A 20,905-nucleotide genomic window follows, 5' to 3' on the forward strand; every position below is an offset into this window, starting at 1 on the left:
GGCCCAAAAACTATTCCTCGTGCTGGCGGCGCAAACGCCGCTCCAGCGCCCTGAGCGCCAGCGACAGGCCGACGGTGAGGATGAGATAGATATAGGCTGTTATCGAATAGGTCTCGAAGAAGCGGAACGAGCCGGCGGCATACACTTTGCCCATCTGCGTGATGTCGGCGACGCCGAGCACCGAGACCAGCGAGGAATCCTTGACCAGGGCGACAAAATCATTGCCGAGCGGCGGCAGGATGGTGCGGATCGCCTGTGGGAACACGACCAGCCGGAAGCGCTGCGCACGGCTCAGCCCCAAGGCCTTCGCTGCCTCGATCTGTCCTTTCTCGACCGACTGGATGCCGGCGCGAAAAACCTCGGAGATGAAGGCCGAATAGCCGATGGTCAGCGCCATGATGGCACGCCACAGCAACGACACGTCACGCACCAGCAATTCGCCGAGGATGCCGGCATTCTGCAATGGCGCGGTCAGCCCGTTCCAGGCCACGACGAAGGCCGGCGCGCCGGCAAAGGCTATCCAGAACAGCAGCACCAGGATCGGCACGCCGCGAATGATCTCGACATAGAAGCGCGCGATCTGCCGCAGCCAGGCCGAACCCGACAGTCCCATCAAAGCGATGCCGAGGCCGATCACCGACGCCAGGACAAAGGCGATCACGGTGACGAAGACGGTGATGCCGATGCCCTTGGCGACAGTGGCGAAGACCTGCGCATAGAGATCGCTGGCGGCGATGGCGAGGGCGGCCGCCAGCGCAAGGACACCGGCAACGGCGAGCCACCAGGGGAAGTCTGGTTTGGAAATGGTGGGGGCTGCCATTAGCAGAGGTCGGCGACGCAAGAACTGCGAGAGGGACGCGCCAACGCAAATCCCTGCCCATCAGACCACGCCCTCAACAAGATTGGCTCACTGCCCCATCTTGTAATCAAGGAACCACTTCTTGTTCAGGGCATCGAAGGTGCCATCCGCCTTCAGCGCTGCGATCGCCGCGTTGACCGGCTTCACGAGGTCGGAGCCCTTGGGGAAGATGAAGCCGAAATCCTCGGTGCCGAGCGGGCCGCCGATCAGCTTCAGCTTGCCCTCCGAAGCATCGACATAACCCTTGCCGGCGGTGCCGTCGGTCAGCACGACATCGACGTCGCCGGACTTCAGTGCCTGGACGGTGGCGCCAAACGTCTCGAACAGTTTGATGCGCGGGTTCTGCTCATTGCCGTCGAGCACACTGTAGACGGCGGTGTAGAAAGGCGTGGTGCCGGCCTGTGCGCCGATCAGTCCGTCCTTGAAGGCGCCGAAGGTCTTGGCGTCGGTGAAGCGGCTTTCATCGCCGCGCACCAGCATGAACTGTTCCGAGCGCATATAGGGGTCGGAGAAATCCACCTTCTGCTTGCGGTCGTCCTTGATGGTGATGCCGGTCATGCCGATGTTGTACTGGTTGTCGGAGACCGCCTGGATCATTGCATCCCAGGATGTGTTCTGGTATTCGACCTTGAAATTGAGCCGCTTGGCGATCTCGTTCATCGCGTCATATTCCCAGCCGATCTGTTTTCCCGTCTTGGCATCGATGAACTGCAGCGGCGGATAGGCGTTTTCAGTCACCACCACCACTTGTCTGCCGCCGAGATCGGGCAGCGCCTGCGCGAAGGCGGCAACGGGCGCCAGGACCAGGGCCAACAGGCCGGCCAGCAGCAATTTCGATTTGGTCATGACACACTCCCCGAAATGATTGGCCGCGCGATGCTTGCGCGGCAGAGAAATCCGGCGCCGACTTTAGCTTTCCGCAAGCGCCTTGCAAGACGGGTCCACCGCGACCTTGCGCGTTAACGTGGATTCCAGTGCGTCCGGGAGGCGGTTTTTGAGGACAGTCCTTGCCTCGATCAATCTTGCTCGGTCGCGGCTTCGCGCAATCCCGCGACAAGGCGGGTGAGCGTGCCGTGAAGGGTTTTGAGCTCAGCCCGCTCCAGCGGCATGCCGCAATCGAGCGCCGCCTGCACATCCTTCATGTTCGCGCGCAGCGCCTGGCCCTTGGCCGTCGGCTCGACCAGCACCCGGCGCTCGTCGTCGGCATCGCGCCGGCGGGTGACGAGGCCGCCCGCTTCCATTCGCTTGAGCAGCGGGGTCAGCGTCGCTGAATCCAGGCCGAGCGCTTCGCCAAGGTCGCCGACCGTGCTCGGCGCGCGTTCCCACAGCGCCAGCATCACCAGATATTGCGGATAGGTCAGGCCGAGCGGATCGAGCAACGGCCGGTAAAGCTTGGTCATCAATCCGCTCGCCGAATAGAGCGCGAAACAGAGCTGTTGATCGAGCCGTGGCACCGGGTGCGCCCGGGCGGCCTCCGCCGGGGCTTCTCTGGCTTTCGTTTCGACTTTTGTCGTCATGCCACCTTTACCGAAAGCGCCACCTCGACATTGCCCCTGATGGCATTCGAATAGGGGCAAATCTGATGCGCCGCCGATACAAGCGCTTCAGCCGCCGCCTGATCAAGGCCTTTCGTCTCCGCTGCCAACGCGACGCCGAGCTTGAAGCCTTCGCCATTGGGGAGCAGGCTGACGGTGGCCGCTACCGCTGCATCCTCGAGCGGCAGCTTCTGCTTGCGCGCCACGAAGCGGATCGCGCTTTCGAAGCAGGCGGCATAGCCGATGGCGAAAAGCTGTTCGGGATTGGTCGCGCCACCTGGTCCGCCGAGCTCCTTGGGCATTGCCAGATCGACCTTGAGCAGGCCATCGCTGGTTTCGCCATGGCCGGCGCGACCGCCCGTCACGTGGGCCTGTGTGGTGTAGAGTGCCATCTTCCATTCTCCAATTAGATTGTGCACGATTAGTTAGTACACAATATGATTGGGCGTCAATTGCCGACCCCGATCTCCGAGGCTGAACCCGTTCACAGTTCGGTGAAACGAAAAAAAGGCGGCCGAAGCCGCCTTTTTCAAATTCCTTCGTCGAACTCTTATTCGGCCGGGGTCGCTTCGGCGGCAGCCTTGGCTGCTGCTTCAGCCTCGGCGGCTGCCTTCTTCTCGGCGGCTTCCTTGGCGGCCGTCTCGGCGGCCAGCGCCTGGGCGGCTGCGACCTTCTCGGCCTCGATGCGCGCCTTCTCGGCGTTCAGCGCGTCGCGCTCCTCATCATTGAGCTTGCGGGCGCGCACGCCGGTGTTTTCCGAAATACGGGCCGACTTGCCGCGACGATCGCGCAGGTAATAGAGCTTGGCGCGACGTACCTTGCCGCGGCGCACGATCTCGACGCCTTCGACCATCGGCGAGTAGACGGGGAACACGCGCTCGACGCCTTCGCCGTAGGAGATCTTGCGGACGGTGAAATTTTCCTGGAAGCCGGAACCGGCGCGGGCGATGACGACGCCCTCATAAGCCTGGACGCGGGTGCGGGTGCCTTCGGTCACGCGGACCTGGACGCGCACGGTGTCGCCGGGCTGGAATTCGGGAAGCTTGCGCTTGGCTTCGATCTTGGCGGCCTGTTCGGCCTCGAGCTGACGGATGAGATCCATCTAAAAATCCACTTCTTGTTCTTCCGACAGTCAGAGCGCCCTACGCTCGCCTTGCAGTTCCATTGACCGCTCGGCTATGTCCTTTGTCTCCAAGACATTTGTCTCCCAGACATCGGGCAGGGGCGACTACACCGTCATTGTTGACGGGTCCGGCAGATTTGTTCTTGCCGGTACGGGCGGGCACATACAGCTATTTCGGCGCTTTGTCACGCCTTGCCCATGCATTTTTTGCCGGCATGGCTCCCGGCATGGCACCATCTTAATCCTGCCGTGCCGGGTTGCGTCTGTCCACCAAGCTTCCTAAGCCAGAATAGCACACTTCTTCACGGCGGCCATCCATGTCTGTTTTCGACGCCATCCTGCTCTTCCTGGCGGGCTTTCTGTCAGGCGCCGCCAACGCGGTTGCCGGCGGCGGCACCTTCATCACCTTCGGCGCCATGACACTGGTCGGCGTCCCCCCGATCGTGGCCAACGCCACCTCCTCGGTGACGCAGTTCCCCGGCTACATCACCTCGACCCTCGCTTACTGGGCCGACATCAGGCACTTCTGGCGCGGCGCGCTGCTGCTCTGCCTGATCTCGGCCGTCGGCGCGCTAGCCGGCGCCCTGATCCTGCTGGCGCTCGACAATCCGTCCTTTCGCGTCCTGGTGCCGTGGCTGCTTTTGGGCGCGACGGCACTGTTTGCCGCCGGGCCCTGGCTGAAGCCGGCGCCGAAACCCGGACACGAAGCGGCTGTCGGCTCACTCGCCGGCTCCCTGGCGCAATTCGTCACCGCCATCTATGGCGGCTTCTTCGGCGCCGGCATGGGCGTGATGATGCTGGCCACCCTCGGCCTGACTCAAGCCGGCGACTACCACCGCCTGAACGCGCTGAAGAACATGCTGGCCGTGGTCATCGCGGCTGTCGCCATCGTCGTCTTCGTCTCGGGCGGCGTCGTCGCCTGGCCGGAGGCGATCGTCATGATCCCAGGCGGGGCGCTCGGCGGCTATGCCGGTGTCTGGATCGCCAAGCGCGTACCGCAGAACGTGGTGCGCGGCTTCGTCATCGCCGTCGGCCTGTTTCTGGCTTTTTACTATTTCGGCAAAGGCTGATCGCCGAACAGATCGGGTCGCCGCTCTTTCGTCAGCGTCTCCGACTGCGCGCGGCGCCAGGCGGCGATCTTCTTGTGATTGCCGGAGATCAGCACTTCGGGAATCTCCCGGCCCTCGAATTCCTGCGGTCGCGTATAGTGCGGATGTTCGAGCAGGCCGTTTTCGAAACTCTCTTCTTCCCCGGAGACCGCATTGCCCATCACCCCGGGCAACAGCCGCACAACAGCGTCGAGCAGCACCAGCGCCGCCGGCTCGCCGCCGGACAGGATGAAATCGCCGATCGAGACTTCCTCCAGTCCCCGTGCATCGATCACCCGCTGGTCGACGCCTTCGAAACGGCCGCACAGGATGACCGCGCCCGGCCCGGCGGCGAGTTCGCGCACGCGAGCCTGCGTCAGTGGTTTGCCGCGAGGGCTCATCAGCAGCCTTGGACGCTCATCGCCCGGCGGCGAAGCATGGTCGATTGCCTTCGCCAGGACATCGGCACGCATCACCATGCCGGCGCCGCCGCCGGCCGGCGTGTCGTCGACGGTGCGGTGCTTGTCGGCGGCGAAGTCGCGGATCTGAATCGCCTCCAGCGACCATGTGCCCGCCTCCAGTGCCCGTCCGGCCAGCGACAGGCCAAGCGGGCCCGGAAACATCTCGGGATAGAGTGTCAGCACCGACGCGGCAAAACTCACCGGTTGCCCCCGGCGTCGCGCGGTCCGCGCGGCCGGCCCTTCGGGTCGAAATCCTCCTCGCGCGGCGCGTCCGCGTCCTCGTCCTCGACCAGTCCAGCCGCCACCGGATCGACGCGGACAAAGCCCTCGGCGATCGACACGGCAGGCACGGCGGCCTGCGTGAACGGGATCAGCACACCCTTGCGCCCGGCGAGCGTCACATCGAGGATGTCGCCGCCGCCGAAATTGTGCACCGCGACCACCTTGCCGATGGCGGCGCCGGTATCATCCCGGATCTCCAGCCCGATCAGGTCGGCATGGTAGAATTCGTCCTCCTCGCCATCGTCGGGCAGCATCGAGCGATCGACGAACAGCTCCGTACCGGCGAGCGCCTCGGCCGCATTGCGGTCGCTGACACCCTTGAAGCGCACCACGACAACGGTGTTGGCAGGCCTTATGTCGGTTATCTGAAAGGCTCGTCCATCCCTGGCGTAGAGCGGCCCATAATCCGCCAGCGCCATTGGCTCGCCGGTGAAGGTTTTCACCCTGAGTTCGCCCTTGATGCCGTGCGCGGCGCCGATTACGGCCATCTGGACGGGGTTCTGCGGCTTGCTCATGGGCGAAAATCCTTTGTCCCTGCTCTAGCGCCGCCTCGCCGCCATTTCAACAACGGGCTCTTCACCGCTTCCTAACCCGGCTGCCGGAAAATGACGGCGAACCGGAACAGACCCGATGCAGGAATTCCTCATACCGGCAAAGGCCGATCTCCAGGCCGCGCGCGAAAGCTGGCTGAAGATGCTCGCGCGTGAACGTCGCCTGTCACCCGAGACAGTGGAAGCCTATGAGCGCGATTCACGCCAGTTCCTGCATTTCCTCACCGGCCATATCGGCGGACCACCCGGCATTTCCGATATCGCCGATCTGCGCCCGGCCGACCTGCGCGGCTTCCTCGCCGCCCGCCGCAATGCCGGCGCCGGCGCACGCACGCTTGGCCGTGGCCTGGCCGGCATCCGCTCGCTGCTGCGGTTCCTCGAGCGGCGCGGCCTCGCCAATGCGGCAGGTGCCGCGGCCTTGCGCGCGCCGCGACAACCCAAATCCCTGCCCAAACCTTTGACGGCGAGCGATGCCAAACATGTCGTATCGGTGGAAGGCCAACTGGCGGAAGAACCCTGGATCGCCGCCCGCAACGCCGCCGTGCTGACGCTGCTCTACGGCTCGGGCTTGCGCATTTCGGAAGCGCTTGGCCTCAATGCCGCTGATCTGGCGTCGGAAGCCGACACCGTGCTGCGCGTCATCGGCAAGGGCGGCAAGACACGGCTGGTGCCGGTGTTGCCGGTGGCGCTCAGGGCGATCGCCGAATACCGCCGGCTGTGCCCCTATCATCTCGACCCGAAGGGTCTCCTGTTTCGCGGTGCGCGCGGCGGCCCGCTCAACCCGGCCATCATCCAGCGTGACATGGCGAAGCTGCGTTCGGCGCTCAACCTGCCGGACACGGCGACTCCACATGCCTTGCGCCATTCCTTCGCCACCCATCTGCTCGGCCGAGGCGGCGATCTGCGCACCATCCAGGAACTCCTGGGCCACGCCAGCCTGTCGACGACGCAGATCTACACCGGCGTCGACACCGCAAGGCTGCTGGAAATCTACGAATCGGCCCATCCCAGGGCATGAACGTCGGTAAAGCCATGCAGTATCGGTGGCCCATTATAAACATTCGCGATTGGCCGAAGCCTTCCCAACTTCGTCATCCTAGGGCGAAGCAGGAGCGAAGCTCCGTCGCGGAGACCCTGGGATCCATGCCGTGACATCAGCCGTGGAATGCAGCGGAGCTGAATTCTGCACCGTGGGCGGTGCTCTGAAGTCGCGGCATGGATCCCTTGGGCTGCGGAGCAGCTCCAGGGGTCTGCGCCGCGTCGCTATGCTCCTTGCTCCGCCCGTGGATGACGAAGAATGGGCGGTTAGGACAATTTCATAACCCCGATTAACGGTTTTGCCGCTTTTCAGTCCTAGGAATGGGACCATGAAACGTGTCATTGCCATCGCCGACCGTGCGGCTTCCGTCTCGCTGAAACTGCTTGTCGCGCTCAACGTACTGTTTTTCCTGTCCTTCGTTGCTGTCCTGCTGTTCGCCGCCGGCAAGGCGCACGCGGAAATCCCGACCTGTACCGGCGCCGACATGCTGTCGGCCTTGCAGAAGAACAATCCCGCCACCTACGGCAAAATCGAGGCCGAGGCGGCTGCCACGCTGAACGGCAAGGGACTGCTGTGGAAGCTGGAAAAACCGGGCGAACAGCCATCCTACCTGTTCGGCACCATGCACATGACCGATCCGCGCGTCACCACGCTGCCGGCCTATGCGCAGAAGGCCTTCGATGCTGCCGGCACCCTCATCATCGAGACCACCGACGTGCTCGACAAGCAGAAGATGATGGCGGCGATGCTGAAGGAGCCGGACCTGATGATGTTCACCGACTCCACGACGCTTTCGTCACTGCTGTCGCCGGACGAAGCGGCGGCCATGAACGCCGCGCTCGATGCGCGCGGCATCCCGCCGGCGACGGTCGCAAAAATGAAGCCGTGGATGCTGTCGGCCATGATGGCGCTTCCGGCTTGCGAACTCGCCCGCCAGTCCGGCGGCGCGCCGGTGCTCGACGTCAAGCTGGCCGAGAGCGCCAAGGCGGCCGGCAAGCCGGTGGAAGGATTGGAAACGGCCGAGAGCCAGCTGCGCGCCATGGCCTCGCTGCCGCTCGCGTTTCACATGAAAGGTCTGGTCGACACGCTGAAGCTGGGCGACAAGGTCAACGATATCAACGAAACCATGATCGTGCTTTACCAGCGTGGCGACACCGGGATGTTCTGGCCGCTGTTCCGCGCCGCCATGCCCGAGGAGCAGGACGACCCCGCGGGCTACGCCGCCTTCGAGGAAACCATGATCACCAGCCGCAACAAGGTAATGGTCGATCATGCCGGGCCGATCCTGGCCAAGGGCAACGCCTTCATGGCGGTCGGCGCGCTGCACCTTCCCGGTCCAGAGGGACTGGTCGAGGATTTCCGCAAAGCCGGCTATACTGTCACCGCCGTCAATTGAGTCGGATGGCAGCGGAGGCACGCAAACGCCGCGTTTACGGCGTTTTCCTCCGCTAGCGTGAAACCCATTCAACGGTTGCGCGTTGATGGATGTTGATTGACCTTTTTCATTTTCCCGGAGGACACATTTATGGCGAACACACCAAACCCAAACGACCCGTACAATTCGACCACCAATGCCCCTCGGCCGAGCGGCGGTGGCGGCAGCCCTTGGTTGATTGCACTGGTCGTCGTTATCCTGGCGATTGTCGCGTATTATGTTTTCGGAAGAAGTGGTGGCGAGCACCCGGCACCCGCCGAGCCGCCAGCGGCCAGCACACCGGCTCCGGCGCCCGCACCGGCTGAACCGATGAAGCCCGCCGAACCGGCCAAGCCAGCCGAACCTGCTCCTGCGCCCGCCCCGGCACCAGCGCCAGCGCCGGCTCCCGCACCAGCGCCCGCCCCGGCACCAGCGCCGGCCCAGTAAGGGGCTCGATATCAAAGACCAACGGCCTGCTGAAAGGCGGGCCGTTTTGTTTTGGGTGATGACCGTTGGGGGGCCTTGGCGCCAAGCCACTCCGCCCGTTCGTCATCCTCGGGCTTGACCCGAGGATCCATGCCGCGACCTCGGCCGAGGAATGCAGCGGAGCAGAATTCCGCATCGCAGGAGCGCTCTGAAGTCACGGCAGGGATCCCTTGGGCTGCGGAGCAGCTCCAGGGATCTACGCCGCGTCGCTTCGCTCCTTGCTCCGCCATAGGACGACGAAGCGTTGGGCACCCTTAGATGTGGATCGGCTTGAAGAAGGTGGCCAGCGCCGCTTCCTTCACCGCTTCCGACATCGTCGGATGGGCGTGGCAGGTGCGGGCCAGATCTTCCGACGAGCCGCCGAACTCCATCAGTACCGCCGCCTCATGGATCATCTCGCCGGCGCCGAAGCCGACGATATGGACGCCGAGCACGCGGTCGCTCTGCTTGTCGGCCAGGATCTTCACGAAACCGTCGGTATGCAGCATGGCGCGCGCGCGGCCGTTGGCCGTGAAGGGGAATTTGCCGACCTTGTAGTCGATGCCGGCCTTCTTCAGCTCTTCCTCGGTCCTGCCGACCGAGGCGATCTCCGGACTGGTGTAGACGACGCTCGGAATGACGTCATAGTTCACATGGCCGGCCTGGCCGGCGATGGTCTCGGCCACCGCCACGCCCTCGTCCTCGGCCTTGTGCGCCAGCATCGGACCGGCGATGACGTCGCCGATGGCGTAGATCCCGGGAACATTGGTCCTGAGATGCCCGTCGGTCTTGACCCGGCCGCGCTCGTCGACCTCGACGCCGGCTTCCTTCAGCCCGAGGCTGTCCGAAAAGGCGCGGCGTCCCGTCGAGATCAGCACGGCATCGGCCTCAATGGTTTCGGCAGCACCCCCCTTGACCGGCTCGAAGGTAACGGTCGCGCCCTTCTTGGCCGTGGCGACGCCGGTCACCTTGGCGCCGAGCTTGAATTCGAAGCCCTGCTTGGAGAGCAGCCGCTGGAACTGTTTCGACACCTCGCCGTCCATGCCGCCCAAAATGGTGTCGAGGAACTCGACCACAGTGACCTTGGCGCCAAGCCGTGCCCAGACCGAGCCGAGTTCGAGGCCGATGACACCGCCGCCCACCACCACCAAATGGCCAGGCACCTTCTCCAGCGACAGCGCGCCGGTCGAGGACACGATGATCTTTTCGTCGAAGTCGACCTTGACGCCGGGAATGCCGGCGACGTCGGACCCGGTGGCGATGACGATGTTCTTGGTCTCGATCTCGTCGACCTTGCCATCCTCGCCGGTCACCGAGACCTTGCCTGCGGCAACCACCTTGCCGGTGCCGCGGAAGGCATCGATCTTGTTCTTCTTGAACAGGAAGGCGACGCCATTGACGTTGGACAACACCGTCGCGTCCTTGTGCGCCATCATTTTCTTCAGGTTCAGCCTGGGTGCCGGAATTTCGACGCCGAGCGTGTCGAAGGAATGGCCGGCCTCGGCGAACATTTCCGAGGCATAAAGCAGCGCCTTGGACGGGATGCAGCCGATGTTGAGGCAGGTGCCGCCGAAGGTCGCGTTCTTCTCGACCACCGCGACCTTCAGCCCAAGCTGTGCCGCCTTGATGGCGCAGACATAGCCGCCGGGTCCCGAGCCGATGATAACCACGTCATAAGCCATGTTTGTTTCCCTTTTGCTTGGGGTTCAGCGGCCGCCGCTGACATTCAGGATCGCGCCCGTCGTATAGGACGCGGCATCGGATAAAAGATAGAGGACCGCACCGGCGACTTCATCCGCCGTGCCCGCCCTTTTCATCGGCAGCAGATCGCGGAACCGTTCTATCCGGTCCGGCTGGCCTCCGGAGGCGTGGATGTCGGTGTCGATGATGCCCGGCCGCACCGCATTGACACGGATGCCTTCCAGCGCCACCTCGCGGGCAAGCCCGATGGTGAAGGTGTCGATGGCGCCCTTGGAGGCGGCATAGTCGACATATTCGCCCGGCGAGCCCAGCGTCGCCGCCGCCGACGAGATGTTGACGATCGCACCGCCCGACCCGCCATGCCGCGTCGAGATGCGCTTCACCGCCTCGCGGGCGCACAGGAACGAGCCGACGACATTGATGCGCATCATGCGTTCCAGCCGCGCGACATCCATCTCGTCGACGCGCGCCTTGACGTCGACGATGCCGGCATTGTTGACGAAGGCGTCGAGCCGGCCAAAGGCGCGGTCGACGGCGCCGAACATGGCCACGATATCGGTTTCCTTGCCGACATCGCCCCTGACGGCAACGGCTTCGCCGCCGCCGTCCTTGATTTCGGCGACCAGCGCATCGGCGGCGGCCTTGTTGGAGGCGTAATTGACCGCGACGCGATAGCCCCCCTCCGACCCCAGTCGGCAGATGGCGGCGCCGATGCCGCGGCTGCCGCCGGTGACCAGCAGCACTTTTTGCGTCGCGCTCATTCCTGGCATCCCTTCATAGCGAACACATCGGACGGCACTTTCGAAAATCCGCCGCCGCCACGCGCCCGGGACTGCCTAAGCACCGGCCCGAGATCGGGCAGGATCAGCGTCTTCGGCGCCTCCACTCCCTCGGCCGGCAAAAGCCCGACAGTGCCCTTGTCGTCGGACGTGTAGATGACGCCGTTCCACAGCGTACAGGCGGCAAGCTCCTCGCCGGTCACGTCGCCCTCCGGGCATTTGTACATCAGCGCGCCGTTCGGCCGCGCAACATCCGTGGTCCACATGACGATGCCGTTCAGCACCACATTGTTGTCAAGGATCATGCGGAACGTGTTGGTTACAACAGCCGATGTGCCGGTCGGGGTAAAATCGATCTCGCTGCCGCTCTGGCTATCGCCATAGACGGCGAGTTCGATCGGGCAGGCGGCCTGGGCGGCTGCGGTAGTCATCACGATCCCGGCCATAAGCACAACCGGTTTGGTGGCTCCGAGCAAACGCGCCATCATTGGCCGCTCTTTGCCGCAAGCCGCCATCCGACCGCCTCACAGATCGAGCACCAGCCGCTCCGGATCCTCCAGGCTTTCCTTGACCCGCACCAGGAAGGTCACGGCTTCCTTGCCGTCGACGATGCGGTGATCGTAGCTGAGCGCCAGGTACATCATCGGCCGGATCACGATCTGGCCGCCGACCACAACCGGCCGGTCCTGGATCTTGTGCATGCCCAGAATGCCCGACTGCGGCGCATTGAGGATCGGCGTCGACATCAGCGACCCGTAGACGCCACCATTGGAGATGGTGAAGGTGCCGCCTTGCATGTCGGCGACCGACAGCTTGCCGTCGCGCGCTGCGATGCCCAGCCGGCCGATATCCTTCTCGATCTCGGCGATCGACATCTGGTCGGCATCGCGCACGACCGGAACCACGAGACCCTTTTCGGTGCCGACCGCGACACCGATATGGGCATAGTTCTTGAAGATGATGTCGGTGCCGTCGATCTCGGCATTGACCGAGGGGATTTCCTTCAGCGCGTGGGTGACCGCCTTGGTGAAGAAGCCCATGAAGCCGAGCTTCACGCCGTGCTTCTTCTCGAAAACGTCCTTGTACTTCGTCCTGAGCGCCATCACCGCCGACATGTCGACTTCGTTGAAGGTGGTCAGCATGGCGGCGGTCGACTGCGCCTCCTTCAGGCGGCGCGCGATGGTCTGGCGCAGCTTGGTCATGCGCACGCGCTCCTCGCGCGATGCATCATCACCCGACGACGGCGCCCGAACCGCGATCGGTGCCGGCGCTGCCTTTGGCGTCTCGGCCGGCTGCGACGGCGCACCCTTGGAGATGGCATCCAGCACGTCGCCCTTCAGCACTTGGCCGCGCTTGCCCGAGCCGGAGAGCTGGTCGACCGACAGATTGTTCTCGGCGATCAATTTTGCCGCCGCCGGCGCCGGCGGCATGGTGCGCGGCTCGACCGGTCCGGCATCGCCGGCAACCTTGGCGGTCTCGGCCGCGGCCTGCTTGGTGGTGGATGCCGCGTCGGGGCTGGACGCCTGCGCGACCGCTTGCGGCTTGGTCGCGGGAGCAGCCGCGCCACCGGCCGAAATCGACCCGAGCAGGGCGCCGACGCCGACCGTCTCGCCTTCCCCAACCGTGATTTCACCGAGCGTCCCGGCGGCGGCGGCGGGCACCTCTACCGTCACCTTGTCGGTTTCGAGCTCGACCAGCGGTTCGTCGGCGGCAATGGCATCGCCGACCTTCTTGAACCATTTGCCAACGGTCGCTTCGGTGACGGATTCGCCGAGTGTGGGAACGCGGATTTCGGTAGCCATTGTGCCTGTCCGTTCTTTCGGTTCTGTTCTGCTTATTCGCCGAGCGCGTCTTCGAGCAAGGCGGCGAGCTGGGCGAGGTGCTTCGACATCAGCCCGGTCGCCGGCGAGGCGGCCGCCGGACGGCCGGTGTAGCGCACCCGCTGATGCTTGGCGTCGATATGCGCCAGCACCCATTCCAGATACGGATCGATGAACGACCAGGCACCCATGTTCTTGGGCTCCTCCTGGCACCACACCATCTCGGCGTTGCGGAAGCGTGACAGCTCGGTGATCAGCGCCTTGGCCGGGAACGGATAGAGCTGTTCGACGCGCAGCAAGTAGATGTCGTTGATGCCGCGCTTCTCGCGCTCTTCATAGAGGTCGTAATAGACCTTGCCCGAGCACAGCACGACGCGGCGGATCTTGGAATCCTTGGTCAGCTTGATCGCCTGGTTGGGCAACAGCTGGGCGTCGTCCCACAGCAGCCGGTGGAACGAGCTTTCGCCCGAGATTTCCGGCAGCGTCGACACCGCCCGCTTGTGGCGCAGCAGCGACTTCGGCGTCATCAGGATCAGCGGCTTGCGGAAGTCGCGCTTCAGCTGTCGGCGCAAGATGTGGAAGTAGTTGGCCGGCGTCGTGCAGTTGGCGACTTGCATATTGTCTTCGGCGCAAAGCTGCAGGAAGCGCTCCAGCCGGGCGGAAGAATGTTCCGGGCCCTGGCCTTCATAGCCATGCGGCAGCAGGCAGACGAGGCCAGACATTCTGAGCCACTTGCGTTCGCCCGACGAGATGAACTGGTCGAACACCACCTGGGCGCCGTTGGCGAAGTCGCCGAACTGCGCCTCCCACAGCGTCAGCGCCTTCGGCTCGGCCAGGCTGTAGCCATATTCGAAGCCCAGCACCGCTTCTTCCGACAGCATCGAGTTGATGACTTCGTAGCCGGCCTGCGCCGCCGACAGATTGTTGAGCGGGATGTAGCGGGTCTCGTCGCGCTGGTCGTAGAGCACGGAATGGCGCTGCGAGAAGGTGCCGCGCTCGGAATCCTGTCCGGAAAGCCGGATCGGATTGCCGTCGAGCAGGATCGCGCCGAAGGCCAGCGCCTCGGCCGTCGACCAGTCGATGCCTTCGCCGGACTCGATCGCCTGACGCCGGTTTTCGAGGAAGCGGATGATCGTCTTGTGCGCTTCGAAGCCCTTCGGCACCTCGGTCAGCTTCTTGCCGATTTCCTTCAGCGTCTTGACCGGTACCGCGGTCTTGCCGCGCCTTGTCTCGTCCTGGTTGTCGGCCGTGCGCAGGCCTGACCAGGCGCCGTCGAGCCAGTCGGCCTTGTTGGGCTTGTAGTGCTGGCCGACTTCCCATTCGGCTTCCAGATGCGCGCGCCAATCGGCCTTCATCTGATCGAGCTCGGCCTGGGTGATGTGCCCTTCGGCGATCAGGCGATCGCCATAGATCTGCACCGTCGTCTTGTGGGCGCGGATGTTGCTGTACATGAGCGGCTGCGTGAAGGCCGGTTCGTCGCCCTCATTGTGGCCGAAGCGGCGGTAGCAGAACATGTCCACGACCACCGGCTTATGGAACTTCATGCGGAATTCGATCGCCACCTTGGTGGCGTGCACCACAGCCTCCGGATCGTCGCCATTGACGTGAAAGATCGGTGCCTCGATCATCTTGGCGACATCGGACGGATAGGGCGATGAGCGCGAGAAGCGCGGATTGGTGGTGAAGCCGATCTGGTTGTTGATGATGAAGTGCAGCGTGCCGGCGACGCGGTGGCCACGCAGGCCCGATAGGCCGAGGATCTCGGCGATCACGCCCTGGCCGGCAAAGGCGGCGTCGCCATGCAGCAAGAGCGGCAGCACCTTGGCCCGCTCTTCCAGCGGCACGATCTCCTCGCGGCCGCGGCCGAACAGGGAGTCCTGCTTGGCGCGCGCCTTGCCCATTACCACGGGGTCGACGATCTCCAGATGCGAAGGGTTCGCCGTCAGCGAAAGGTGAACCTTGTTGCCGTCGAACTCGCGGTCCGACGAGGCACCGAGATGGTACTTCACGTCGCCCGAGCCCTCGACCTCGTCGGGGGCCGCCGAGCCGCCCTTGAATTCGTGGAAGATGGCGCGGTGCGGCTTGGCCATCACCTGGGAAAGCACATTGAGGCGGCCGCGATGGGCCATGCCGAGCACGATCTCCTTCATGCCGAGCTGGCCGCCGCGCTTGACGATCTGCTCCAGCGCCGGGATCAGCGATTCACCGCCGTCGAGACCGAAGCGCTTGGTGCCCTTGTACTTGACGTCGATGAACTGCTCGAAGCCTTCCGCCTCGACCAGCTTCTGCAGGATCGCCTTCTTGCCGGTGGCGGTGAACGAGATCTCCTTGTCGGCGCCCTCGATGCGCGCCTGGATCCAGGCCTTTTCCTCGGGATCGGAAATATGCATGAACTCGACGCCGAGCGTCGAACAATAGGTGCGGGTGAGGATCTCCAGCATCTGCCGGATGCTGCCGAATTCGAGCCCCAGCACATTGTCGAGGAAGATCGGCCGGTCGTAGTCGGCTTCGGTGAAGCCGTAATTTTCCGGCGACAGTTCGTTGTAATCCTCGAGCGTGTTGATGCCGAGCGGATCGAGATTGGCGTGCAGATGGCCGCGCATGCGGAAGGCGCGGATCATCATGATGGCGCGCACGGAATCACGTGTCGCCTGGTGCACATCGGCGTCGGACAGCACGACACCGTTGGTGACGGCCTTGTCCTTGACCTTCTTTTCCAGGTGCTTTTCGACGATGCCCCAATTGCCGTCCAGCGCCGACACCAGCTCGCCATTGGCCTGCAGCGGCCAGGAAGGTTTCGCCCATGAAGCGCCCTTGGCGTTCCTGCGCACATCGCCGGCATCGTCCTTCAGCCCGGCGAAGAACTCCTGCCACTCGGGATTGACCGAGGCGGGATCGTCCTCATACGCCGCGTAGAGCGCGTCGATGTAATCGGCATTGCCGCCATAGAGGAAAGAGGTGAGCGAAAATTGGTCGTTGGCCTGATCTTGTCTTGCCATGTCGTTTCAGCGGAGCCTGGCTCCGTCTCCTTTCGAGGGAACAATGAGTAGCCGGTAGTGAGCGGAAAATGGAATTTTCGGCTCAGCTGCTACTCACCCGTTCTTCCCTTCTTCACTACTGACTACCTGCTACTCACTACTGCCTTAACCCTTGATCGCCTCGACCAGCGTCGTGCCCAGCCGTGCCGGCGACGGCGAAACTTTTATCCCGGCCGATTCCATCGCCGCGATCTTGTCTTCCGCGCCGCCCTTGCCGCCGGAGATGACCGCGCCCGCATGGCCCATGGTGCGTCCGGCCGGCGCGGTGCGCCCGGCGATGAAGCCGGCCATCGGCTTCTTGCGACCACGCCTGGCTTCGTCCTTGAGAAACTGCGCGGCGTCTTCCTCGGCCGAACCGCCGATCTCGCCGATCATGATGATCGACTTGGTCTCATCATCGGCCAGGAACATCTCGAGCATGTCGATGAACTCGGTGCCCTTGACGGGGTCGCCGCCGATGCCGACGGCGGTGGTCTGGCCGAGGCCGACATTGGTGGTCTGGAACACAGCCTCGTAGGTAAGTGTTCCCGAGCGCGAAACAACGCCGACCGAGCCCTTGCGGAAGATGTTCCCGGGCATGATGCCGATCTTGCATTCGTCGGGGGTAAGCACGCCCGGGCAGTTCGGTCCGATCAGCCGCGAGGCCGAGCGATCGAGCCGCGCCTTGACCTTGATCATGTCCATCACCGGAATGCCTTCCGTGATGCAGACGATCAGCGGGATCTCCGCCTCGATCGCCTCGATGATGGCTTCCGCGGCGCCCGCCGGCGGCACGTAGATGACGGAGGCGTTGGCGCCTGTCTTTTCCTTGCCTTCGGCGACAGTGGCGAAGATCGGCAGGCTCTCGCCTTTCGAGCCCGTCCAGGTCTCGCCGCCCTTCTTGGGATGGATGCCGCCGACCATCTTTGTCCCGTGGTAGGCCAGCGCCTGCTCGGTATGGAACGTACCGGTCTTGCCGGTCAGGCCCTGCACCAGCACCTTGGTATTCTTGTCGACGAGAATGGACATGGCCGCCCTTTTTAAAAACCGTTGATCGAGGAAGGCGAGACGCGCCGGTAGACGCCGCTCACCATGTCTTGCCAGTCATCGCTGCCGGCAAGTTTGAAATGCAATCGCATGCGGTAGGTGTCGGCATCGTCGAAAACATACGTCACCTTCGCAAAGCCGCGCGGCGACGACCGCTCCAGCACCAGCTCGCGGCCGTTCCATGTGCCCGTGGCGGGCGAGGACGGCACAAAGCCCATCGAATCGAACTGGTGCATGGTGACGACGCTGTTCTGCTGGTCGAAGCCGAATACATTGTGCGCGCCGAAGGAGACCGTGCCATCGCGGCGCTGCTTATAGCGCTGCACCACGAACAGACCGCCGAACTGCGCTTCCGCTGTCACTTCGCTCGTCGCCATGCCGCCATCGGCCCACTGCGTATCCGCCACCTCCTCCTCGCCGCGCCAAGCACCGACCAAAGCCTGCAGGAGCTGGTGATCGGCCGAGAGCGAAGAGAAGGGCGAGGCGTTCATCGGTCAGAGCCGCTTCAGATCGGCGACCGTCAGATCGCTCTTGGCATTGCCGGTGTTGAGTGTCGTCGCCGGTTCGAACATCAGCACCACCGGCTCTGATGTCAGCGAACGCGGCCGATGCTCGACGCCGCGCGGTACGACGATGAAGTCGCCCTCGCCGAGCTCGATCGGCCCGTCGCGAAAATCAATGGCGATCCTGCCGCGCAGCACGAGGAAGGCTTCGTCTTCATTGTCATGCGCATGCCAGTCGAAGACCTCGCCGAACTTGGCGACCTTGGCCTGGCTGTCATTCACGTCGCCGGCGATATGCGGATCGAAGACCTCAGTGATGGTCCGATCCGCCGCCTCGACCAGGTTTATCTTGCGTGGAGGCACCGGCTCAGCCCTTCACCGCCGCCACGATCTTCTTGGCCGCGTCGTCGAGATCGTCGGCCGAGACGACGTTCAGGCCGCTGTCGTTGATGATCTTCTTGCCAAGCTCGGCATTGGTGCCTTCCAGGCGCACGACCAGCGGCACCTTGAGCCCGACTTCCTTGACCGCGGCAATCACACCCTCGGCGATGATGTCGCACTTCATGATGCCGCCGAAGATATTGATCAGGATGCCCTTGACCGCCGGATCCCTGGTGATGATCTTGAACGCGGCCGTCACCTTCTCCTTGGAAGCGCCGCCGCCGACATCGAGGAAGTTGGCGGGTTCGGCGCCGTAGAGCTTGATGATGTCCATCGTCGCCATGGCAAGGCCGGCGCCGTTGACCATGCAGCCGATATTGCCATCGAGCGCGACATAGGCGAGGTCGTATTTCGACGCCTCGATCTCCTTCTCGTCCTCTTCTGACGTGTCGCGCAGTTCGAGCACATCTGGGTGGCGAAACAGCGCGTTGTTGTCGAACGACACCTTCGCGTCGAGCACGCGCAGATGCCCATCCTTCATGACGATCAGCGGGTTGACCTCGAGCAGGCTCATGTCCTTCTCGACGAAGGCCTTGTAGAGGATCGGGAACAGCGTGCCGCCGTCCCTGGCCCCGTCGCCGTCGAGCTTCAGCGCATCGTTGAGCGCCTTGACGTCCTCAGCCGTAACGCCCTTTTCCGGATCGATGGCGACGGTGATGATCTTTTCCGGCGTGTCGTGCGCGACGCCCTCGATGTCCATGCCGCCCTCGGTCGAGACGACAAAGGCGATGCGGCCGACCGAGCGGTCGACCAGGATGGAGAGATAGAGCTCGCGCTCGATGTCGGCGCCGTCCTCGATATAGAGGCGGTTGACCTGCTTGCCGGCCGGGCCGGTCTGCTTGGTCACCAGCGTATGGCCGAGCATCTCGTTGGCGTTGGCGACCACCTCGGCGACGGACTTCGCCAGTCGCACACCGCCCTTGGCGTCGGCGCCGAGTTCCTTGAATTTGCCTTTGCCGCGGCCGCCGGCATGGATCTGGCTCTTCACCACATAGAGTGGGCCGGGCAGCGCCTGTGCAGCGGCTTCCGCCTCGCTTGCCTTGAAAACCGGCACGCCTTCGGCCACCGGCGCGCCAAAGCTCTTCAGCAGCGCCTTGCCTTGATATTCATGGATGTTCATCGGGAACTATCTCCAGGTCGTTTTGCCGGGGTGACGTTTGGGCGGGTTATTTCGAGGCGAGCTGCGGCGCGATCTTGACGCAGGCCTCGGTCAGGCCCTGCACGGTCGCCACCGATGCCTCGAACATCTTCTGCTCGGCCTTGTTAAGGTCGATCTCGATGACGCGCTCGACACCGCCGGCGCCGATCACCACGGGCACGCCGACATAGGTACCCTTGACGCCATACTGGCCGGAGAGGTGTGCCGCGCAAGGCAGCACGCGCTTCTTGTCCTTGAGATAGGATTCGGCCATCTGGATCGCCGAGGCCGCCGGCGCGTAATAGGCCGAGCCGGTCTTCAGGAGGCCGACGATCTCGGCGCCGCCGTCACGGGTGCGCTGCACGATCTGGTCGAGCTTTTCCTTCGAGGTCCAGCCCATCTTGATCAGGTCGGGAAGCGGAATGCCCGACACCGTGGAATAGCGGATCATCGGCACCATGGAATCGCCGTGGCCGCCGAGCACGAAGGCGGTGACGTCCTCGACCGAAACCTTGAATTCCTCCGCCAGGAAGTAGCGGAAGCGCGCGCTGTCGAGCACGCCGGCCATGCCGACGACATGGGTCTTGGGCAAGCCCGAAAACTTCTGCAGCGCCCACACCATGGCGTCGAGCGGATTGGTAATGCAGATGACGAAGGCCTTCGGCGCGTACTTCTTCAGCCCTGCGCCGACCTGCTCCATGACCTTCAGGTTGATGCCCAGCAGGTCGTCGCGGCTCATGCCCGGTTTGCGCGGCACGCCGGCGGTGACGATGCAGACATCGGCGCCCTCGATGCCGGCATAGTCGTTGACGCCGGTCAGCCGGGAATCGAAACCATCGACCGGCGACGACTGCGCGATATCGAGCCCCTTGCCTTGCGGGATACCCTCGGCGATATCGAACAGGACCACGTCGCCGAGATCCTTGAGGCCGATCATGTGGGCGAGCGTGCCGCCGATCATGCCAGAGCCGATAAGCGCTATCTTGTTGCGTGCCATGTGAGGATGATTTCCCTTTGTCTGTGACGCGCCAACACGGCGTCGAGGAAGAGGCCGGACTGCTGCGGGGGAACCGCGAATTTCCCGCACCCAATAGCTCTGGTGCGGAATAAATTCAAACGATTATTTCGACCCCTGCATTTTCAATCGGTTAGTGTGTTTGGGATTTACGTAAACGTCAAAGTTTGTAAGCCGACTTGGGAGAATTTACACAATGGCGATTGAGATCAGAAGGCTTTATCCCGGAGATGACGCCCTTGTGATGCGGATTGCCGACGACGTGTTCGACGAGCCGGTGCGGCCCGATCGCCTGGCAAGCTATCTCGCGCAATCGGGCCATTTCATGATCGTGGCCCTGGCCGAGGACGTTGTCGTCGGCCAATGCGCGGCGGTCATGCACCGCCATCCGGACAAGGCGCCCGAACTCTATGTCGACGAGGTCGGCGTCTCGCCAGCCTTCCAGCGCCAGGGCATCGCGCGCGGAATGCTCGACGCGATGTTCGCGCTCGGCCGCGAGCATGGCTGCGAAGAGGCCTGGGTCGGCACCGAGCCGGACAATCTGACCGCCCGCGCACTTTATGAGGGGCGCAAGGAGGCGCATGGCGAGGCGGAGACCTTTGTGATGTACGTCTATCGGCTGTAGCG

The 20,905-nt window shown here is 63.8% G+C and carries 21 protein-coding genes; 4 read left to right on the forward strand and 17 right to left on the reverse strand.

The window, feature by feature from the left end:
* Positions 1–10 precede the first annotated feature (10 nt).
* The 5 genes from LB571_RS02230 to rplS all read right to left on the reverse strand — a co-directional run bounded on the left by LB571_RS02230 (position 11) and on the right by rplS (position 3,496).
* The gene (locus tag LB571_RS02230) at positions 11–820 is read right to left on the reverse strand and encodes an amino acid ABC transporter permease (protein ID WP_224591970.1); all 810 of its coding nucleotides are present in this window, start codon (positions 818–820) and stop codon (positions 11–13) included.
* An 87-nt stretch (positions 821–907) separates the two neighbouring features.
* A complete protein-coding gene (locus LB571_RS02235; protein WP_015315026.1) occupies positions 908–1,705 on the reverse strand; it encodes a transporter substrate-binding domain-containing protein in 798 nt (265 codons plus the stop codon).
* A 170-nt stretch (positions 1,706–1,875) separates the two neighbouring features.
* Positions 1,876–2,376 carry a MarR family winged helix-turn-helix transcriptional regulator gene (locus LB571_RS02240; RefSeq protein WP_015315025.1) on the reverse strand — a complete coding sequence of 167 codons (501 nt, stop codon included), beginning with the start codon at positions 2,374–2,376 and terminating at the stop codon, positions 1,876–1,878.
* Entirely contained in the window at positions 2,373–2,786 is a 414-nt protein-coding gene (locus tag LB571_RS02245) for an organic hydroperoxide resistance protein (RefSeq protein WP_140660458.1), read from the reverse strand. Before LB571_RS02245 ends, LB571_RS02240 begins: the two co-directional genes overlap by 4 nt.
* A gap of 158 nt (positions 2,787–2,944) precedes the next feature.
* Positions 2,945–3,496: a 50S ribosomal protein L19 gene (gene rplS, locus LB571_RS02250; RefSeq protein ID WP_013892267.1), complete on the reverse strand. Its 552-nt coding sequence runs from the start codon at positions 3,494–3,496 to the stop codon at positions 2,945–2,947.
* Positions 3,497–3,834: 338 nt separating this feature from the next.
* Here rplS and LB571_RS02255 point away from each other — a divergent pair, with 338 nt between their 5' ends.
* Positions 3,835–4,587, forward strand: coding sequence for a sulfite exporter TauE/SafE family protein (locus LB571_RS02255; RefSeq protein WP_015315023.1), 753 nt, complete (start codon positions 3,835–3,837; stop codon positions 4,585–4,587).
* Here the strand turns inward: LB571_RS02255 and trmD are convergent.
* Entirely contained in the window at positions 4,569–5,267 is a 699-nt protein-coding gene (gene trmD / locus LB571_RS02260) for a tRNA (guanosine(37)-N1)-methyltransferase TrmD (RefSeq protein ID WP_224591972.1), read from the reverse strand. The genes LB571_RS02255 and trmD overlap by 19 nt on opposite strands.
* Positions 5,264–5,863, reverse strand: coding sequence for a ribosome maturation factor RimM (gene rimM, locus LB571_RS02265; protein ID WP_015315021.1), 600 nt, complete (start codon positions 5,861–5,863; stop codon positions 5,264–5,266). Before rimM ends, trmD begins: the two co-directional genes overlap by 4 nt.
* Before the next feature lie 115 nt (positions 5,864–5,978).
* Here rimM and LB571_RS02270 point away from each other — a divergent pair, with 115 nt between their 5' ends.
* Together LB571_RS02270 and LB571_RS02275 are read left to right on the forward strand one after the other, a co-directional pair.
* Positions 5,979–6,917 (forward strand): tyrosine recombinase XerC, encoded by a 939-nt coding sequence (locus LB571_RS02270; RefSeq protein WP_140712269.1) that lies wholly within the window; start codon positions 5,979–5,981, stop codon positions 6,915–6,917.
* 349 nt (positions 6,918–7,266) lie between these two features.
* Positions 7,267–8,334 (forward strand): TraB/GumN family protein, encoded by a 1,068-nt coding sequence (locus LB571_RS02275; protein WP_224591975.1) that lies wholly within the window; start codon positions 7,267–7,269, stop codon positions 8,332–8,334.
* 758 nt (positions 8,335–9,092) lie between these two features.
* On the opposite strand, the gene lpdA is transcribed toward LB571_RS02275, so the two are convergent.
* From lpdA to mdh, 10 genes are all read right to left on the reverse strand, one after another.
* Positions 9,093–10,499 carry a dihydrolipoyl dehydrogenase gene (gene lpdA / locus LB571_RS02280; protein ID WP_224591977.1) on the reverse strand — a complete coding sequence of 469 codons (1,407 nt, stop codon included), beginning with the start codon at positions 10,497–10,499 and terminating at the stop codon, positions 9,093–9,095.
* Positions 10,500–10,523: 24 nt separating this feature from the next.
* The gene (locus tag LB571_RS02285) at positions 10,524–11,279 is read right to left on the reverse strand and encodes an SDR family oxidoreductase (RefSeq protein WP_224591981.1); all 756 of its coding nucleotides are present in this window, start codon (positions 11,277–11,279) and stop codon (positions 10,524–10,526) included.
* Positions 11,276–11,743 carry a hypothetical protein gene (locus LB571_RS02290; protein WP_411969675.1) on the reverse strand — a complete coding sequence of 156 codons (468 nt, stop codon included), beginning with the start codon at positions 11,741–11,743 and terminating at the stop codon, positions 11,276–11,278. The genes LB571_RS02285 and LB571_RS02290 overlap by 4 nt, the downstream gene beginning before the upstream one ends.
* 78 nt (positions 11,744–11,821) lie before the next feature.
* Positions 11,822–13,099: a 2-oxoglutarate dehydrogenase complex dihydrolipoyllysine-residue succinyltransferase gene (odhB, locus tag LB571_RS02295; protein ID WP_140660449.1), complete on the reverse strand. Its 1,278-nt coding sequence runs from the start codon at positions 13,097–13,099 to the stop codon at positions 11,822–11,824.
* Positions 13,100–13,131: 32 nt separating this feature from the next.
* Positions 13,132–16,116, reverse strand: a complete 2,985-nt coding sequence (locus LB571_RS02300) for a 2-oxoglutarate dehydrogenase E1 component (protein ID WP_140618313.1) — start codon at positions 16,114–16,116, stop codon at positions 13,132–13,134.
* A gap of 144 nt (positions 16,117–16,260) precedes the next feature.
* Complete coding sequence (gene sucD, locus LB571_RS02305; RefSeq protein WP_140791679.1) at positions 16,261–17,163, reverse strand: succinate--CoA ligase subunit alpha; 903 nt, start codon at positions 17,161–17,163, stop codon at positions 16,261–16,263.
* A gap of 11 nt (positions 17,164–17,174) precedes the next feature.
* Positions 17,175–17,672 (reverse strand): DUF1579 family protein, encoded by a 498-nt coding sequence (locus LB571_RS02310; protein WP_224591984.1) that lies wholly within the window; start codon positions 17,670–17,672, stop codon positions 17,175–17,177.
* Between the two features lie 3 nt (positions 17,673–17,675).
* Positions 17,676–18,047, reverse strand: coding sequence for a cupin domain-containing protein (locus tag LB571_RS02315; protein ID WP_015315011.1), 372 nt, complete (start codon positions 18,045–18,047; stop codon positions 17,676–17,678).
* Between the two features lie 4 nt (positions 18,048–18,051).
* Entirely contained in the window at positions 18,052–19,245 is a 1,194-nt protein-coding gene (gene sucC / locus LB571_RS02320; protein WP_224591986.1) for an ADP-forming succinate--CoA ligase subunit beta, read from the reverse strand.
* A 46-nt stretch (positions 19,246–19,291) separates the two neighbouring features.
* Positions 19,292–20,260, reverse strand: coding sequence for a malate dehydrogenase (mdh, locus tag LB571_RS02325; RefSeq protein WP_015315009.1), 969 nt, complete (start codon positions 20,258–20,260; stop codon positions 19,292–19,294).
* Positions 20,261–20,474: 214 nt separating this feature from the next.
* On the opposite strand from mdh, the gene LB571_RS02330 reads away from it, so the two are divergent.
* The gene (locus tag LB571_RS02330) at positions 20,475–20,903 is read left to right on the forward strand and encodes a GNAT family N-acetyltransferase (protein ID WP_224591988.1); all 429 of its coding nucleotides are present in this window, start codon (positions 20,475–20,477) and stop codon (positions 20,901–20,903) included.
* Positions 20,904–20,905 lie beyond the last annotated feature (2 nt).

The organism is Mesorhizobium sp. BR1-1-4 (assembly GCF_020165375.1).
In the GTDB taxonomy this organism is placed as follows: domain Bacteria; phylum Pseudomonadota; class Alphaproteobacteria; order Rhizobiales; family Rhizobiaceae; genus Mesorhizobium; species Mesorhizobium australicum.

Coding starts and splice junctions, on each gene's coding strand:
- rimM (WP_015315021.1), bottom strand. CDS start 5,863: ATGAGCAAGCCGCAGAACCCCGTCCAGATGGCCGTAATCGGCGCCGCG.
- sucD (WP_140791679.1), bottom strand. CDS start 17,163: ATGTCCATTCTCGTCGACAAGAATACCAAGGTGCTGGTGCAGGGCCTG.
- LB571_RS02275 (WP_224591975.1), top strand. CDS start 7,267: ATGAAACGTGTCATTGCCATCGCCGACCGTGCGGCTTCCGTCTCGCTG.
- rplS (WP_013892267.1), bottom strand. CDS start 3,496: ATGGATCTCATCCGTCAGCTCGAGGCCGAACAGGCCGCCAAGATCGAA.
- odhB (WP_140660449.1), bottom strand. CDS start 13,099: ATGGCTACCGAAATCCGCGTTCCCACACTCGGCGAATCCGTCACCGAA.
- LB571_RS02245 (WP_140660458.1), bottom strand. CDS start 2,786: ATGGCACTCTACACCACACAGGCCCACGTGACGGGCGGTCGCGCCGGC.
- lpdA (WP_224591977.1), bottom strand. CDS start 10,499: ATGGCTTATGACGTGGTTATCATCGGCTCGGGACCCGGCGGCTATGTC.
- mdh (WP_015315009.1), bottom strand. CDS start 20,260: ATGGCACGCAACAAGATAGCGCTTATCGGCTCTGGCATGATCGGCGGC.
- LB571_RS02230 (WP_224591970.1), bottom strand. CDS start 820: ATGGCAGCCCCCACCATTTCCAAACCAGACTTCCCCTGGTGGCTCGCC.
- LB571_RS02300 (WP_140618313.1), bottom strand. CDS start 16,116: ATGGCAAGACAAGATCAGGCCAACGACCAATTTTCGCTCACCTCTTTC.
- LB571_RS02255 (WP_015315023.1), top strand. CDS start 3,835: ATGTCTGTTTTCGACGCCATCCTGCTCTTCCTGGCGGGCTTTCTGTCA.
- LB571_RS02310 (WP_224591984.1), bottom strand. CDS start 17,672: ATGAACGCCTCGCCCTTCTCTTCGCTCTCGGCCGATCACCAGCTCCTG.
- LB571_RS02235 (WP_015315026.1), bottom strand. CDS start 1,705: ATGACCAAATCGAAATTGCTGCTGGCCGGCCTGTTGGCCCTGGTCCTG.
- LB571_RS02290 (WP_411969675.1), bottom strand. CDS start 11,743: ATGGCCGGGATCGTGATGACTACCGCAGCCGCCCAGGCCGCCTGCCCG.
- LB571_RS02270 (WP_140712269.1), top strand. CDS start 5,979: ATGCAGGAATTCCTCATACCGGCAAAGGCCGATCTCCAGGCCGCGCGC.
- sucC (WP_224591986.1), bottom strand. CDS start 19,245: ATGAACATCCATGAATATCAAGGCAAGGCGCTGCTGAAGAGCTTTGGC.
- LB571_RS02285 (WP_224591981.1), bottom strand. CDS start 11,279: ATGAGCGCGACGCAAAAAGTGCTGCTGGTCACCGGCGGCAGCCGCGGC.
- LB571_RS02240 (WP_015315025.1), bottom strand. CDS start 2,376: ATGACGACAAAAGTCGAAACGAAAGCCAGAGAAGCCCCGGCGGAGGCC.
- LB571_RS02330 (WP_224591988.1), top strand. CDS start 20,475: ATGGCGATTGAGATCAGAAGGCTTTATCCCGGAGATGACGCCCTTGTG.